The following is a 15,081-nucleotide window of genomic DNA, read 5'->3' on the forward strand; positions in this document are numbered from 1 at the left end:
CTCTGCATCCAATTGTGCCACGGCTCGACAAGCCCGATCGACGTGACCCTCTCAGCGGTCCCTCAGGATCGGACGGGCCAGGTGTGCACCGGTTCGCCGGCGTGCATGTGCTCCTCGTACGCCTGCGTGGTGGCCCGCAGGGCGTCTGCTCGGTCACCGTGCCGGTCGAGCTGGTGGGTGTACTCGTCGATCAGCCAGGTCGATCCGTTGCGGCCGGTGATGCACCGCTGCTCGATGATGCCCAGCAGCCGCTCACGGATGTCCGCGTCGACGCCCCGCTGCTCCAGGCCGGCGTGGGCCAGCGGCAGCAGCTGGCGCAGCACCAGCTCGCGCACCGGGACGGTGCCGACGCCGGGCCAGTACTGATCGGCCTCGATGCCCATCCGTGCCGCCACGTGGAAGTTCTCCTCGGCCGCCTTGAACGACAGCTGCGACCACACCGGACGCTCGCTGCCTCCGAGCACCGGCACCAGGCCGTAGAACAGCGCGGCGTTGGCCATCGTGTCGGCGACGGTGGGGCCGGCCGGCAGCAGCCGGTTCTCGATGCGCAGGTGCGGGCGGCCGCCCGCGACGTCGTAGATGGGCCGGTTCCAGCGGTAGACCGTGCCATTGTGCAGCCGCAGCTCGGACAGCTGCGGGATGCGGCCGGCCTCCAGCTCCTCGAGCGGGTCCTCGTCGTCGACGATCGGCAGCAGCGCCGGGAAGTAGCGGACGTTCTCCTCGAACAGGTCGAACACCGAGGTGATCCACCGCTCGCCGAAGAACACGCGCGGTCGCACGCCCTGCGCCTTGAGCTCCTCGCTGCGGGTGTCGGTGGCCTGCTCGAACAACGCGATCCGCGTCTCGTGCCACAGCTGGTGGCCCAGCAGGAACGGCGAGTTGGCCCCCACCGCCACCTGGACGCCGGCGATGGACTGCGCCGCGTTCCAGTACGTGGCGAACTCGTCGGGCTCGACCTGCAGGTGCAGCTGGGTGCTGGTGCAGGCCGCCTCGGGCATGATCGTGTCGGCCGTGGTGTCGAGCCGGTCGACGCCGTCGATGAGGATCGCGATGTCCTCACCGCGCGCGGCCATGATCTGCTCCGAGAGCAGTCGGTAGCGGGGGTTGGGCGAGATCGTGTGGTACCCGAGGTGCTCGGACTGCAGCGTGGGCAGGATGCCGATCATCACCAGGTGCGCGCCGACCCCGGCGGCCTTGTCCTGCGCGGCGTTGAGGTCGTCGCGCAGGGTCGTCTCCACGCTCTCGAGGCCGGAGCCGTCGATCCGGGCCGGCGGCACGTTGATCTCGATGTTGAACAGGCCGAGCTCGGTCTGGAAGTCCTCGTCGGCGATCGCCTCGAGGGCCTCGGCGTTCTTCAGCGCCGGGTCGCCCTGGTCGTCGACGAGGTTGAACTCGATCTCGATGCCGACCTGCGTGTGCTCGACGGAGAAGTCGCGCTCGCCCAGCATCCGGGCGAAGACGTCGAGGCAACGGCGCACCTTGGCGCGATAGCGCGTGCGGTCCTCGCGGCTGAACTCACGCTCGTCGACGTCCTGACCCATCCGGTCAGCGTAGGGCCTGTCAGCCCGCCCTGTGCAGGTCTTCGTCCCCGTGCAGGTCTGCATCTGCACCGGCGCCGTTCGTGTCGTGCCATCGGAATCCGACCGGCGAGACGCCGGCGCCGACGATCCGCAGCACGAGCGCGGCCATCGGGTGGTCCGGATCGGCTCGCTGGGCGCGTTCGGCGGCGATGGCTGCCTGCGCCCCGTCGCCGGTGAGCCACGCGGCGAAGCCGGCCAGCGCCAGGACGTCCGGCTCGTGCGGCGGCACCACGAGACGCGACGCGTGGACCAGCAACCGGTGCAGCGGGGCAGCGGTCTCGGGCGTGAGCCGTTCCCACACGGCGTCGCGCACTCGGGAGCTGGTGACCCACACCGACAGGGCCACGGCCTGCTCGTCGGTGGCCTCTCCCCCGGCGATCGCTCGCGACAGCACCGGGTCCAGCTCGAGCATCGCCGCAGCGACGAGGCGGTGCCGATGGCGCCCCATCGCACCGAGGACACGCGCGCGGACGGTCTCGGTGAGGGCCACCATCTCGGCCCGGCGATCGCCGGTGACCGCCGCGTACCGGTCGACCAGCGCCTGGCGGTCCGGCAGGATCTCCTGCCCCGCCGCCACCGCCTGCACCAGCGACAGATGGTGGTCGGACGTCTCGTACGCGACGCCCTCGGGAGGGAAGCCGGGCACGTCGATCCAGTAGCGCTCGCCGTCGGACCGGGCGACCATCACCGGCTCGATGTCACCGAGCCGGCACTCGACGGCGTCGAGCAGGTCGTGGGCGACGTCCTGCTGCTCGGTGAGCGCGAGCAGGATCACGCCGTCGGCACGCTGCTGGCGCAGGTGACCGACCATCATGTCGGCGGCCTCGTCGACGTACCGTGACGGCGGCAGGTCGGCGCGCATGCGAAATCCCATGCGGTGTCGCGGGCCCTTGGTCGCGACCGCGACCACCGACTCGTGCGGGCGGAACCCGAACATCATCGGCAGGGCGTTGAACAGGTCCGGCACGTCGTGGGCGGTGTACACGGGACGGTCGTCGTCGGTCATGGCTCCACCGTCGCCACCGGGGGACGGCGACGCGACCAGGTCCCGGCGCCCTGTGGACGACCGGAGAGCACGCATCGTCTGTGGAAGGTCGTACGCTCCTGCCGTGGACTTCCTCTCCCCCGTCACGCTCAGCGGCCACCTCGTGTCGCTGTCGCCCTTGAGCACCGACGACGTCCCCGGGCTCGCCGCCGCGTCGGCCGACGGCAACCTGTCGTCCCTGCAGTACACGTCCGTCCCCGCGCCCGAGGGCATGGCGGCGTGGGTCGATCTGTGCCTCACGATGCAGGCCGCCGGCACCTTCCTGCCCTTCGTCGCACGGCGTCTCGACACCGGCGCCATCATCGGGATGACCACCTACTGCAACGTGGTGCCCGCGCACCGACGCGTCGAGATCGGCCACACGTGGAACGCCGCGTCCGCCCAGCGCTCCGGGACCAACACCGAGAGCAAGCTGCTGCTGCTCGGCCACGCGTTCGAGCACCTGGACTGCATCGCCGTGGAGCTCCGCACGCACTGGCTCAACCAGCAGTCGCGGCGCGCCATCGAACGGCTCGGCGCCAAGCACGACGGAGTGCTGCGCAACCACCAGCTGATGGCCGACGGAAGTCTGCGCGACACCGCCGTGTACTCGATCCTGCCGCACGAGTGGCCTGCCATCCGCGCCGAGCTGCAGCGTCGCCTCGCCCGATGAGATCCACCGCGTCGATCCTGCACCTGGACCTCGACGCGTTCTTCGCGGCCGTCGAGCAGCGTGACAAGCCCTCGCTGCGCGGCAAGCCGGTCATCGTCGGTGGAATCGGCACCCGCGGGGTGGTCAGCACGGCGTCCTACGAGGCCAGGAAGCACGGCGTGCGCTCGGCCATGAGCATGGCCGAGGCCAGGTCGCGGTGTCCGCACGCCGCCTTCCTCTGGGGCCGGTTCGACGCCTACCGCGACAGCAGCCGCATCGTCATGGACCGCCTGCAGGCGCTGTCCCCGCTGGTCGAGCCGTTGTCGCTCGACGAGGCGTTCGTCGACCTCGCGGCCGCCCCCGATCTCGACCTCACCGACGTCGAGTCGATCGTCGCCGAGCTGCGCGCCGACATCACCGAGGCGACCGGCGGTCTGACGGCGTCGGTCGGCGTCGCGTCGTCCAAGCTGGTGGCCAAGATCGCCAGCGAGGTCAACAAGCCCGACGGCGTCTGCATCGTGCCGCCCGGAACGGAGCTCGACCTGTTGGGGCCGCTGCAGGTGACGGCGATCCCCGGCGTGGGCCCGGCGACGGGAGCCCGCCTGCGACTCGGCGGCGTCACCACCGTCGACGACGCCCGACGGCTCGACGAGGACGAGCTGGTCCGCCTGCTGGGGCAGGCGTCCGGGCGCTCGCTGTACGCGATGGCCCGCGCCGACGACGACCGACCTGTCGTGGCCGACCGCGAGACCAAGTCGATCAGCGTCGAGGACACCTTCGAGGTCGACGTCGTGGACCGCGAACGCCTGCGCCGCACCGTCGACCGGATGGGCCGCTCGGTGGCCGGCAAGCTCACCGCCCACGGCTGGTCCGGCCGCACCGTCACCCTCAAGGTCCGGCACCACGACTTCGAGACCCACACCCGGTCGTCGACCCTCGCCGGCCCGACCGACAGCCCCCGGGTGGTCGTGGAGACCGCCACACGCCTGCTCGACGGCATCGACCTGCGCGGCGGTCTGCGGCTGGTCGGCGTGGGCGTCAGCGGACTGGCCGACTGGGTGCAGGACGACCTGTTCGACGACGCAGCGCCGCTCGATGCCCTCGTCGACGAGGGCGAGCCGCTCGATGACGCAGCAGCGGGCCCGGTGGAGTTCCGCGCCGGCATGGACGTGCGGCACGACGACCACGGAGACGGCTGGGTGTGGGGCGCCGGTCTGGGTCGGGTCACCGTGCGGTTCGAGACCCGGCTGACCCCGCCCGGGCCGGTGCGCACCTTCGCGGTCGATGACCCCGCCCTGCGTCCGCGGTCGCCCGATACGGTCGCCCCATGAGCGTCCCTCCCCCGATCGCCGCACGCCGCCCGACCACCCGGGTCCACCACGCAGACGAGTTCGTCGACGACTACGAGTGGCTGCGCGACAAGGACGACCCGGAGACCATCGCCTACCTCGAGGCCGAGAACGCCCACACCGACGCCGCCACCGAGCACCTGCAGCCACTGCGCGAGCAGATCTTCGAGGAGATCAAGGCACGCACCCAGGAGACCGACCTGTCGGTGCCGGTGCGCCGAGCCGGCTGGTGGTACTACACCCGCACCGTCGAGGGCAGCCAGTACGCCATCCGCTGCCGATGCCCCGTCGCGGACCCGGACGACTGGACCCCGCCGGAGCTCGACGCCGGGGCGCCCGTGCCGGGCGAGGAGGTGCTGCTGGACTCCAACGTGGAGGCCGAGGGCCACGACTTCTTCTCCCTGGGCGCGTTCAGCATCAGCGACGACGAGAACCTGCTGGCCTGGTCGGTCGACACGACCGGCGACGAGCGGTACACGATCCGCATCAAGGACCTGCGCACCGGCGAGGTGCTCGGCGACGAGATCACCGGCGCCAGCGCGGGCGCCACCTGGTCGGCCGGGCAGAGCCACCTGTTCTACACGACCGTCGACGACGCCTGGCGTCCTCACCGGGTCTGGCGACACGCGCTCGGCACCACCGCCGATGACGTCCTGGTGTTCGAGGAACCGGACGAACGGTTCTTCGTCGGCGTCGGACGCACCCACTCCGACCGCTACCTGGTCATCGGCCTGTCGTCCAAGGTCACCAGCGAGTGCCGGGTGCTCGAGGCCGATCAGCCCGAGGGCGAGTTCCGCACCGTGCTGCCGCGCCGCGACGGTGTGGAGTACTCGGTCGAGCACGCCGTGATCGACGACCGCGACCTGTTCCTGGTGCTGCACAACGACGGTGCGGTGAACTTCGAGCTGGCCAGCACCCCGGCCGACTCCCCCGGCGATCTCACCGTGCTGATCCCCGGCAGCGACAGCACCCGGCTCGAGGACATCGACGTCTTCGCCGGTCAGCTGATGGTGTCGTACCGCCGCGACGCCCTGGCGCGCATCGGCATCATGCTGATCGACCCGCAGGTGCCGGGCGGCATCGGGCCGCTGCAGGAGATCATGTTCGACGACGAGCTGTTCACCAGCGGCGTCGGCGCCAACGCCGAGTGGGACCAGCCGCTGGTCCGTGTGGGCGTCGGTTCGTTCATCACGCCGGCGTCCATCTACGACTACGTGGTCGCCACGGGCGAGCTGATCCTGCGCCGGCAGGCTCCCGTGCTGGGCGGGTACGACCCGGCCGACTACGAGCAGCACCGCACCTGGGCCACCGCCGACGACGGCACCCAGGTCCCGGTGTCGATCGTGTGCCGCGCCGGCACCCCCCGCGACGGCTCGGCCCCCGGCCTGATCTACGGGTACGGCTCCTACGAGGCCAGCATGGATCCGGGCTTCTCGACCATGCGGCTGTCGCTGCTCGACCGCGGGTTCGTCTTCGCGGTCGCCCACGTCCGCGGTGGTGGCGAGCTCGGCAGGCACTGGTACGACGACGGGAAGATGCTGAACAAGCGCAACACCTTCACCGACTTCGTGGCCGCGTCACGGCACCTGGTCGCCGAGGGGTGGACCAGCCCCGACCGGCTGGTCGCGGAGGGCGGGAGCGCCGGTGGTCTGCTCATGGGGGCCGTCGCCAACCTCGCACCCGACGCGTACTGCGGCATCGTGGCCGCCGTGCCGTTCGTGGACGCCCTGACCTCGATCCTCGACCCGGACCTTCCGTTGACGGTCATCGAGTGGGACGAGTGGGGCGATCCGCTGCACGACGCCGACGTCTACGCCTACATGAAGTCGTACTCGCCGTACGAGAACGTCGGCGCGCACGACTACCCGGCCATCCTCGCGGTCACCAGCCTGCACGACACCCGGGTGCTCTACGTCGAGCCGGCCAAGTGGGTCGCCCGCCTGCGCGCCACCGCGACCGGCGACGCGCAGATCCTGCTCAAGACCGAGATGCACGGCGGGCACGGAGGCGTCAGCGGGCGCTACGCGTCCTGGAAGGAACGCGCCTGGGAGCTCGCCTGGATCATCTCCACGGCCACCTCGACCTCCTAGCTGTCCCGAATTTTGCGGGGTCAAGCACCGTTCCGGGACGGGCAGACGGTGCTTGGGCCCGCAAATTCGGGGCGTTCCATAGCAGGGCACTCCTAAGAAGCCACTGAGAGCGGAATCCTCGCGGTGTCGTCCACGTTGTGATCAGTACAGACCACACATGGGGAGGCGCCACGTGAGTACCACCAGCAAGAGCACCAGCACCGAGGGCAAGGACAGCGTCGGCATGTACCTGGCCGAGATCGCGCGCACGCCCCTGCTCGACGCCGAGCGCGAGGTCGAGCTGAGCAAGACCATCGAGGCGGGCATGATGGCCCGCCACCTGCTCGACACCGGACGGGTGGGCCGCCGCAAGGGCGGTGCCCCCAAGTCGGCCACCGAGGAAGAGCTCACCTGGCTCGCCGAGGCCGGCGAGCAGGCGCTGCAGGAGTTCATCGCGGCCAACCTGCGCCTCGTCGTCTCGATCGCCCGCAAGTACGGCCGCTCCGCGATGCCGATGCTGGACCTGGTCCAGGAGGGCAACACCGGCCTGATCCGAGCCGTCGAGAAGTTCGACTACGCCAAGGGCTTCAAGTTCTCCACCTACGCCACGTGGTGGGTCCGTCAGGCCATCACCCGCGGCATCGCCCAGCAGGCTCGCGTGGTGCGGCTGCCGGTGCACGTGGTCGAGGAGCTCAACCAGGTCACGGCAGCGCGCCGCAACCTGGAGCGCCAGCTCGGCTACGACCCCGAGCCCGCCGAGGTCGCCGCCGAGCTCGGCATGGAGGTGGAGCGCGTGATCGACCTGATGTCCTGGGGTCGCGACCACGTCAGCCTCGACTCGCCCGTCGACGACGACGGCGACACCTCGCTCGGCGACCTGATCGCCCGTGAGACCCAGCCCGGACCCGACAACCAGGTGATCAGCGGCGAGACCCGCAACCTCATCGCCAGCCTGGTCGGCCACCTGGGTGACCGTGAGGCCGACATCGTGCGAGCCCGCTACGGCCTGCTCGACGGTCGTCAGCAGAAGCTCGCCGACATCGGCAAGCGACACGGCATCTCCGCCGAGCGGGTGCGTCAGCTGGAGCGCGAGGCGCTCGGCAAGCTGCGTCGCATCGCCGACCCGGACCTGGCGGCCTGATCCCCTACCGCACGTCCCCCTGAACGAGCCTGCGCCACGCGTCTCCCACCCGCGACAGCAGCTCGTCGAGAGAGCCGGTGTTGTCGATCACCAGATCGGCGACATCGGCTCTCTGCTGGCGCGTGGCCTGCGCGGCGATGCGCGCGCGGGCGTCGGCCTCGCTCATGTCGCGATCGCGCACGAGCCGATCGATCTGCACCTGCTCGGGGACGTCGACGACCATCACGACGTCCATGAGCTCGGCGGCGCCCATCTCCACCAGGAGGGGGTTGTCGTGCACCACGACGGCGTCGTCGGCCGCCGCTGCCGCGATCTCGGCAGCACGCTCGCGGATGGCGGCGTGCGTGATCTTCTCGAGATCGCGTCGCGCCCGTTCCTCGGCGAACACGATGGCTCCGAGTGCGGGGCGGTCGAGGCTGCCGTCGGGCTGCACGACGTCGGTGCCGAAGCGCTCGACGATGGCGGCCAGCGCCGGCGTGCCGGGCTCGACGACCTCGCGCGCCAGCCGGTCGTAGTCGATCACCACGGCACCGAGGCGCGCCAGCTCGGCGCTGACGGTGCTCTTGCCCGAGCCGATGCCTCCGGTGAGTCCGACGGTGAGCGTCACGGACGCTCCGTCAGCTCGTGGCGGCGTTGCCGTAGGTGGTGACGTGCACGTGGTCCATGTGGTTGGCCGTGGCGCTGCCGCGGCTCTTCATGCCACGCCACGCAGCCGACGTCGCAGGACGCCAGATGCGCTGACGCCAGATGAGGTACTCGATCCCCAGCTCGGCGCGGTGCTCCATCAGGTAGGACGCGATCTGGTTGCCGAGGTCGCTGGACACCATGATGTCGAGCGCCTGACCGGTGGCGTGCTCGCCGCGGCCGGCCACGCCGCCGTACCGCGTGATCTGCGGGAACTTGGCGCACACGGCCCGGTGCACCTTGATGGTGTCGGGGCGGAGGCCGCGCTCGACGCCGGATCCGGACGCGCACGGTGCCGTGCCGAGCGGCTCGTCGACCGACACGTCGGCCGACGCGACCCAGCGGGACACGCCCTTGTGCATGATCTCGGTGAACGTGCCGTCGGTCCTGCCCGTGACATCGACGGTGTCGCCGGGCTCGAGCGTGGCGAGCTTCGGGGACTTCGAGTCCGAGTCAGCGCGGATGGCCACCTCTTCGGTGACGTACATCAGGCCGGTGATCTGCGCCTCGACCTCGGTGTCGTTGGGCAGCGGCGGACGCTCGGCGTCACGGCTGACCGTGGTGGGGGGCGAGGCCTCGGCGGCGGCCAGCACCGACGGTGCGGCGGCCGCGGACGTGCTCGCCGGAGCAGCGGGCTCGTGGACGACCACTGCGACGGCCGATCCGACGATCGCGAGCAGCCCGAGACCGGGGATCGCGGTGCGCAGCACGGAGATCTTGCGGCGACTGCGTCGGGGCGCAGAGTGCCGCTGACCGGGTGATGCCACGGATGAACCGCCTACGGGGTGGGGGATGTCCAGACGTGCCGCTTCGGGGCACCGGGGGGAAGACCGTCTAGTCAACCATACTGGACCACGCATCAGGCCGCCGTGCACGACATCCACGCGTGCCGGTGTGACCCTTCTCTCCCTGCTGCCCACCTGACCCCACCCGACACAGGAGGACTCGCGCCGTGACCGAGCCGGCCGTCCACACCGCCGCCGACAGCGAGCGGGCCCAGCGGCGCGTGGCCGGAGCCCTGGCACACGCCGGCCTCGTCGACGGCGACCGCGTCGTGCTCGCGACGTCCGGCACCGCCGGCTACGTCGACGTGGTGCTGGGTGCGTCGCGCGCCGGCATCGTCCCGGTGCCGATCGATCCGCGCCTCACGCCGTCGGAGCGCGCCGCGATCATCGACGACGTGTCACCGGGGCTGGTGGTCGAGGACGAGCAGACGCTCGACTCGCTCCGTGCCGGCCCGGAGACCGACCTCGCTGCCTGGCCGAGGTGCCGACCCATGCACTTCACGTCGGGGACCACCGGACGCCCCAAGGGCGTGTGGTCCGGGCTGCTGGCGCCCGATGCGGCCGAGCAGATGGTGCGCGAGGAACAGGAGCTGTGGGATCTTCGGGCCGACGACCTGCACCTGGTGGTGTCGCCGATCTACCACTCCGCTCCCCTGCGGTTCGCCTCCGGCACCCTCCTGGCCGGCGGATCGATCGCCGTTCTTCCCCGGTTCGACGCCGGCGACCTCGTCCGGACCATCGGCACCGTTCGACCGACCTCGATGTTCTGCGTCCCGGCACACCTGCAGCGGCTCTTCGCGCACCTGGACGAGTCCGGCGAACGGCTGGACACCTCGTCGTTCCGACTGGTCGCGCACGCGGGTGCGCCCTGCCCCGACCCGATCCGGCGACGGGCCCACCGTCAGTTCGGCACCGATGTCGTGTGGGAGTTCTACGGCGCGACCGAGGGGCAGTTCACCGCCTGCTCCGCCGCGGAGTGGCAGGCGCATCCCGGAACCGTCGGTCGCGCCCGACCCGGCCGCACGGTCACCGTCGACGACGACGGACAGCTGTGGTGCGCCGTGCCCCCGTGGGCGCGATTCGAGTACTGGGGCGACGCGGACAAGACCGCGGCCGCGTGGCGGTCCACCGACGCCGGTCCGGCCTTCACGGTGGGCGATCTCGGACACCTCGAGGACGGCTACGTGCACCTGGACTCGCGACGCGAGGACCTGATCATCTCCGGCGGCGTCAACGTGTACCCCGCAGAGGTCGAGGCCGCACTGGAGGACCTCCCCGACGTCGTGGAGGTCGCCGTCTTCGGACGCGACGACGACCAGTGGGGCCAGCGCGTGTGCGCCGCCTATGTCGGCACCGCGAGCGAGCAGGTGCTGCGCGACCGAGCCGCCGAGCGGCTGGCCCCGCCCAAGCGGCCCAAGGAGTACACCCGACTCGACGCGCTGCCCCGCACCGCGACCGGGAAGGTGCGCCGCACCGAGCTGTGACGCCGTGCCGGGATGCCGCGAACCGGCTAGGCGGGGACGCCGCAGAAGGTCTGGCGGTACTGCTGGGGCGTGACGCCTCGCTGGGCGGAGAAGTGGTGCCGCAACGTGGCGGCGTTGCCGAAACCGACCCGGTGCGCGATCTGCTCGATCGACCACGAGGAGTCCTCCAGCAGCTCCTCGGCCAGCGCGAGACGTTGCCCCGTCAGCCACTGCAGCGGGGTGGTGCCGGTCTCGTCGCGGAACCGTCGGGCGAAGGTGCGCGACGACATGTGCGCGCGTCGGGCCAGACGATCGACGCTGAGGTTCTCCTCGAGGTGCTCGGTCATCCAGTCCAGCAGCGGCGCCAGCGTCTCGACGTCGGTGCTCTGCATCGGCGTGCGGACGAACTGCGCCTGGCCGCCGTCGCGGTGCGGGGGCACCACGATGCGGCGCGCCGTGGTGGCGGCGACCTTGGCACCGAACCAGCGGCGCATCAGGTGCAGCGAGGCGTCGATGCTGGCGGCCGAACCGGCGCCGGTCATGACGTTGCCCGCGTCGACGTACAGCACGTCAGGGCGCACGACGACCTGCGGGTACCTGCGCGCCAGCAGCTCGGGGTACCGCCAGTGGGTGGTGCACTCACGCCCGTCGAGCAGCCCGGCCTCGGCCAGGATGAAGGTGGCCGAGCAGTGGGCGAACACGGTGGCTCCCCGCGCGTGACTGGCGCGGGCGACCTCGAGCACGGCCGGGTCGAATTCGAGGAAGTCGTACCGGGGCGAGAAGCAGACCAGATCGGCGTCCGCGGCCGCCTCCAGGCCGTGCTCGACGTGCAGGTCGAAGCCCGCACGACCGCGCACCCGACCGGGCCGAGGGGTGCACACGCGAAAGTCGAAGACCGGGTTGTCGTCGTCCGGGTGGTACGGCTCGCCCCACACCTCGCACAGCGACCCGAGGCCGAACGGCTCGGCACCGTCCTGCACGACGACCGCAACGGTCTTGGCGGGCGCTGGCGTGGTCTCGGAGGGCATGGACCCATGCTGGCAGAGGGTTGGCAGAATATCAACGCGTACTGGCATTTCTGCCACTGGTGGCAGGATCACCACGCTGGAAGCATTACTGCCATGATCATCTTCGCAGCACTCCTGGTCCTGATCAGCGTGATCGTCCTCGTCCGGACGATCGCCCACGACGGCTACGGCAGCCGCCCCGCCCCTCGCAGCCACCGCGGCGAGGGAGCCCCCACCTCCTACTACGGTCAGCGGCCACTGCTCTGACCCGCACCGCTCTGACCCACAGCGAACCAGCCCGCAACGACGAAGCCCCCCGACCGCCAGGGTCGGGGGGCTTCGTCGTGGAACAGCGGGTGCTACTCGCCGCCGGTCAGCTTCTCACGCAGCGCCTGCAGCGCCTCGTCGGAGGCCAGCGAGCCCTCCTGGACCGGAGCCTGGCCACCCTCGGCGACGGCCGAAGCCGTGTCCGAGGAGTAGTTCGTGGCCTGAGCAGCCTCGATGCCGGCCTTCTCGGCCTCCTCGATCTGCTTCTTGTGCGCCTCCCAGCGCTCGTGGGCCTCGGCGTACTGCTTCTCCCACGCGGCGCGGGCCTCGTCGAATCCGTCCTGCCACTCGCCGGTCTCGGGATCGAAACCGTCGGGGTAGATGTAGTTGCCGGCCTCGTCGTACGAGGAGGTCATGCCGTAGAGCGTCGGGTCGAAGTCGTCGCCGACCGCGGCCTCGGTCTCGTTGGCCTGCTTGAGCGACAGCGAGATGCGACGACGCTCCAGATCGATGTCGATGATCTTGACCATGACCGAGTCGTTGATCTGCACGACCTGCTCGGGGATCTCGACGTGACGCTCGGCGAGCTCGGAGATGTGCACCAGGCCCTCGATGCCCTCCTCGACGCGGACGAACGCACCGAACGGGACCAGCTTGGTGGCCTTGCCCGGGACGATCTGACCGATCTGGTGGGTACGCGCGAAGTGCTGCCAGGGGTCTTCCTGGGTGGCCTTGAGCGACAGCGAGACGCGCTCGCGGTCCATGTCGACGTCGAGCACCTCGACGGTGACCTCGTCGCCGACCTGGACGACCTCGTTGGGGTGGTCGATGTGCTTCCAGGACAGCTCGGAGACGTGCACCAGGCCGTCGACGCCGCCGAGATCGACGAACGCACCGAAGTTGACGATGGAGCTGATGACGCCCTTGCGCACCTGCCCCTTCTGCAGCTCGGTGAGGAAGTTCTGGCGAACGGCCGACTGGGTCTGCTCGAGCCAGGCGCGGCGGGACAGGACCACGTTGTTGCGGTTCTTGTCCAGCTCGATGATCTTGGCCTCGATCTTCTGGCCGATGTACGGGTCGAGGTCGCGCACGCGGCGCATCTCGACCAGCGATGCCGGCAGGAAGCCACGCAGGCCGATGTCCATGATGAGGCCGCCCTTGACGACCTCGATGACGGTGCCCTCGACGACGCCGTCCTCTGCCTTGATCTTCTCGATGTCGCCCCAGGCGCGCTCGTACTGTGCGCGCTTCTTGGACAGGATCAGACGGCCTTCCTTGTCCTCCTTCTGGAGGACGAGGGCCTCGACCACGTCGCCCATCGCGACGACCTCGTTGGGGTCGACGTCGTGCTTGATGGACAGCTCGCGGGAGGGGATGACACCTTCGGTCTTGTAGCCGATGTCGAGGAGGACCTCGTCACGATCGACCTTGACGATGGTGCCTTCGACGATGTCGCCGTCGTTGAAATACTTGATGGTCTTGTCGATGGCGGCGAGGAAGTCTTCTTCGCTGCCGATGTCGTTGACCGCAACCTGCGGTGCCGCAGATGGAGTTGCGATGCTTGTCATAGAGGGATTGCTCCGATGGATGGATGGATAGGACGGGCACGCCAACAACCGGATTTCGTGAGGATCCACGAGCGTGTGCCTGCTACGTCCGAGGCGCAAGCGGGCTGCTGGGGCGTTCCAATCGTACGCTCCGGCGGCGACACGGCGCCATGCGGGGGTCGGTGGGGCGGCAGCACCGACGACCCGGTCAGGCCGGTGGCGACAGGAACGCCGTCAGCGCGCGGGTGTACAGGTCGACGTCGGCCGCGCCCATCAGCTCGCGGGCGGAGTGCATGGCGAGCTGAGGCGCTCCCACGTCGACGGTGAGCATCCCCGTGCGCGCAGCGCTCAACGGTCCGATCGTGGAGCCGCACGGCAGGTCGGCCCGGTGCTCGTACCGCTGCAAGGGCACGCCTGCGCGGTCGCAGGCGGAGTGGAACTCGGCCGCGCCGGCGGCGTCGGTGGCGTAGCGCAGGTTGACGTTGACCTTCAGCACCGGCCCGCCGCCGATCGTGATCGGGTGCAGCGGCTCGTGCCGGTCGGGGTGGCTGGGGTGGGTGGCGTGCGCCATGTCGCCGCTGGCGCAGATCGAGGAGGCCACCATGCGGTGCAGGTCGTCGCGCCCTCCCCCGCGAGCGATCACGATGCGCTCGAGCACCGTCGACAGCAGGTCGGACTGGGCCCCACGTTCGGACGTGCTGCCGATCTCCTCGTGGTCGAACAGCGCCAGCACCGGCACGACGCCGTCGACCGGCTCGGCGCCGAGCAGCGCCTGCAGGCCCGAGAAGCAGGTGCCCTGGTTGTCCAGCCGCGGGGCCGACACGAACTCGTCGGCAGCACCGGTGAGCGTGCTGGGCGCGAGGTCGTGAGTCATCAGCTCGAATCCGAGCACGTCGTCGACCGGTGCACCCACCTGCTCGGCGATCCAGGGCAGGAACTGCCGGTCGCCGGTGGTCCAGATGGCGTTGAGGTGGCGCTGCGGGTCCAGCTCGACACCCTTGCGGTTCTCCGACAGATGGATGGCCAGCTGCGGCACCCGCAGCACGGGCTCGTCGACCTGCACCAGGATCGTCGCGCCGTCGCGCATGGCCAGCCGTCCGGCCACGCCGAGGTCACGGTCCAGCCAGGAGTTGAGCCACGCGCCGCCGTACGGCTCCAGCGCGACCACGCCCAGGCCGAGCATCGAGCGGTCGTGGCGCTGCTTGACCCGCAGGTTCGGGCTGTCGGTGTGGCCGCCGACCACCCGGAAACGGTCGCCGGCTCCCGCGGAGGCCTCGGTGCTCCAGGCCACGATGGATCCGCCACGGACGACGAAGTACCGGCCGGGCTCGCTCGGGAAGGCGCGGGACTCGGCCACCGCCGTGTACCCCGCGGACCGCAGCGCCTCCGCCACGGTCGCGCAGACGTGGAACGGCGTGGGCGAGGCGTCGATGAAGGTGCACAGATCAGCGGCGGCAGTCATGTGGCCAGCCTAGGTCCCCCGGACGCACGGACGCCGCGACCCGGTGAGGGT

13 protein-coding genes are annotated in these 15,081 nt (G+C 70.5%); 6 read left to right on the plus strand and 7 right to left on the minus strand.

What is annotated here, in order from left to right:
- Nucleotides 1-62: 62 nt before the first annotated feature.
- Together AC0L5F_RS03095 and AC0L5F_RS03100 are read right to left on the minus strand one after the other, a co-directional pair.
- Nucleotides 63-1,541, minus strand: a complete 1,479-nt coding sequence (locus AC0L5F_RS03095) for a glutamate-cysteine ligase family protein (RefSeq protein ID WP_473315150.1) — start codon at nt 1,539-1,541, stop codon at nt 63-65.
- A gap of 19 nt (nt 1,542-1,560) precedes the next feature.
- Nucleotides 1,561-2,586, minus strand: a complete 1,026-nt coding sequence (locus AC0L5F_RS03100; protein ID WP_473315151.1) for a DUF4192 domain-containing protein — start codon at nt 2,584-2,586, stop codon at nt 1,561-1,563.
- Between the two features lie 103 nt (nt 2,587-2,689).
- Between AC0L5F_RS03100 and AC0L5F_RS03105 the strand changes: the two genes are divergently transcribed.
- The 4 genes from AC0L5F_RS03105 to AC0L5F_RS03120 all read left to right on the plus strand — a co-directional run bounded on the left by AC0L5F_RS03105 (nt 2,690) and on the right by AC0L5F_RS03120 (nt 7,815).
- A complete protein-coding gene (locus AC0L5F_RS03105; RefSeq protein WP_473315152.1) occupies nt 2,690-3,277 on the plus strand; it encodes a GNAT family N-acetyltransferase in 588 nt (195 codons plus the stop codon).
- The gene (locus AC0L5F_RS03110) at nt 3,274-4,587 is read left to right on the plus strand and encodes a DNA polymerase IV (RefSeq protein ID WP_473315153.1); all 1,314 of its coding nucleotides are present in this window, start codon (nt 3,274-3,276) and stop codon (nt 4,585-4,587) included. Before AC0L5F_RS03105 ends, AC0L5F_RS03110 begins: the two co-directional genes overlap by 4 nt.
- Nucleotides 4,584-6,695, plus strand: a complete 2,112-nt coding sequence (locus AC0L5F_RS03115) for a S9 family peptidase (RefSeq protein ID WP_473315154.1) — start codon at nt 4,584-4,586, stop codon at nt 6,693-6,695. The genes AC0L5F_RS03110 and AC0L5F_RS03115 overlap by 4 nt, the downstream gene beginning before the upstream one ends.
- Nucleotides 6,696-6,852: 157 nt before the next feature.
- Nucleotides 6,853-7,815, plus strand: a complete 963-nt coding sequence (locus AC0L5F_RS03120) for a sigma-70 family RNA polymerase sigma factor (RefSeq protein ID WP_473315155.1) — start codon at nt 6,853-6,855, stop codon at nt 7,813-7,815.
- 4 nt (nt 7,816-7,819) lie between these two features.
- Here AC0L5F_RS03120 and coaE read toward each other — a convergent pair whose 3' ends face one another.
- On the minus strand, nt 7,820-8,422 hold the full coding sequence (gene coaE, locus AC0L5F_RS03125; RefSeq protein WP_473315156.1) for a dephospho-CoA kinase: 603 nt from the start codon (nt 8,420-8,422) through the stop codon (nt 7,820-7,822).
- Between the two features lie 10 nt (nt 8,423-8,432).
- On the minus strand, nt 8,433-9,266 hold the full coding sequence (locus tag AC0L5F_RS03130; protein WP_473315157.1) for a VldE C-terminal domain-containing protein: 834 nt from the start codon (nt 9,264-9,266) through the stop codon (nt 8,433-8,435).
- A 185-nt stretch (nt 9,267-9,451) separates the two neighbouring features.
- Here AC0L5F_RS03130 and AC0L5F_RS03135 point away from each other — a divergent pair, with 185 nt between their 5' ends.
- The gene (locus AC0L5F_RS03135) at nt 9,452-10,768 is read left to right on the plus strand and encodes a class I adenylate-forming enzyme family protein (RefSeq protein ID WP_473315158.1); all 1,317 of its coding nucleotides are present in this window, start codon (nt 9,452-9,454) and stop codon (nt 10,766-10,768) included.
- Between the two features lie 26 nt (nt 10,769-10,794).
- Here the strand turns inward: AC0L5F_RS03135 and AC0L5F_RS03140 are convergent, their stop codons facing one another.
- Nucleotides 10,795-11,775 carry a GlxA family transcriptional regulator gene (locus AC0L5F_RS03140; protein WP_473315159.1) on the minus strand — a complete coding sequence of 327 codons (981 nt, stop codon included), beginning with the start codon at nt 11,773-11,775 and terminating at the stop codon, nt 10,795-10,797.
- Between the two features lie 93 nt (nt 11,776-11,868).
- On the opposite strand from AC0L5F_RS03140, the gene AC0L5F_RS03145 reads away from it, so the two are divergent.
- The gene (locus tag AC0L5F_RS03145) at nt 11,869-12,021 is read left to right on the plus strand and encodes a hypothetical protein (protein WP_473315160.1); all 153 of its coding nucleotides are present in this window, start codon (nt 11,869-11,871) and stop codon (nt 12,019-12,021) included.
- 92 nt (nt 12,022-12,113) lie between these two features.
- On the opposite strand, the gene rpsA is transcribed toward AC0L5F_RS03145, so the two are convergent.
- Complete coding sequence (gene rpsA, locus AC0L5F_RS03150) at nt 12,114-13,589, minus strand: 30S ribosomal protein S1 (RefSeq protein ID WP_473315161.1); 1,476 nt, start codon at nt 13,587-13,589, stop codon at nt 12,114-12,116.
- Between the two features lie 187 nt (nt 13,590-13,776).
- On the minus strand, nt 13,777-15,030 hold the full coding sequence (locus tag AC0L5F_RS03155) for a M18 family aminopeptidase (RefSeq protein WP_473315162.1): 1,254 nt from the start codon (nt 15,028-15,030) through the stop codon (nt 13,777-13,779).
- Nucleotides 15,031-15,081: the final 51 nt, after the last annotated feature.

This window comes from Aeromicrobium sp. 10G20-16 (assembly GCF_055809665.1).

Coding starts and splice junctions, on each gene's coding strand:
- AC0L5F_RS03095 (WP_473315150.1), bottom strand. CDS start 1,541: ATGGGTCAGGACGTCGACGAGCGTGAGTTCAGCCGCGAGGACCGCACG.
- AC0L5F_RS03100 (WP_473315151.1), bottom strand. CDS start 2,586: ATGACCGACGACGACCGTCCCGTGTACACCGCCCACGACGTGCCGGAC.
- AC0L5F_RS03110 (WP_473315153.1), top strand. CDS start 3,274: ATGAGATCCACCGCGTCGATCCTGCACCTGGACCTCGACGCGTTCTTC.
- AC0L5F_RS03115 (WP_473315154.1), top strand. CDS start 4,584: ATGAGCGTCCCTCCCCCGATCGCCGCACGCCGCCCGACCACCCGGGTC.
- AC0L5F_RS03120 (WP_473315155.1), top strand. CDS start 6,853: ATGGGGAGGCGCCACGTGAGTACCACCAGCAAGAGCACCAGCACCGAG.
- AC0L5F_RS03140 (WP_473315159.1), bottom strand. CDS start 11,775: ATGCCCTCCGAGACCACGCCAGCGCCCGCCAAGACCGTTGCGGTCGTC.
- AC0L5F_RS03145 (WP_473315160.1), top strand. CDS start 11,869: ATGATCATCTTCGCAGCACTCCTGGTCCTGATCAGCGTGATCGTCCTC.
- rpsA (WP_473315161.1), bottom strand. CDS start 13,589: ATGACAAGCATCGCAACTCCATCTGCGGCACCGCAGGTTGCGGTCAAC.
- AC0L5F_RS03155 (WP_473315162.1), bottom strand. CDS start 15,030: ATGACTGCCGCCGCTGATCTGTGCACCTTCATCGACGCCTCGCCCACG.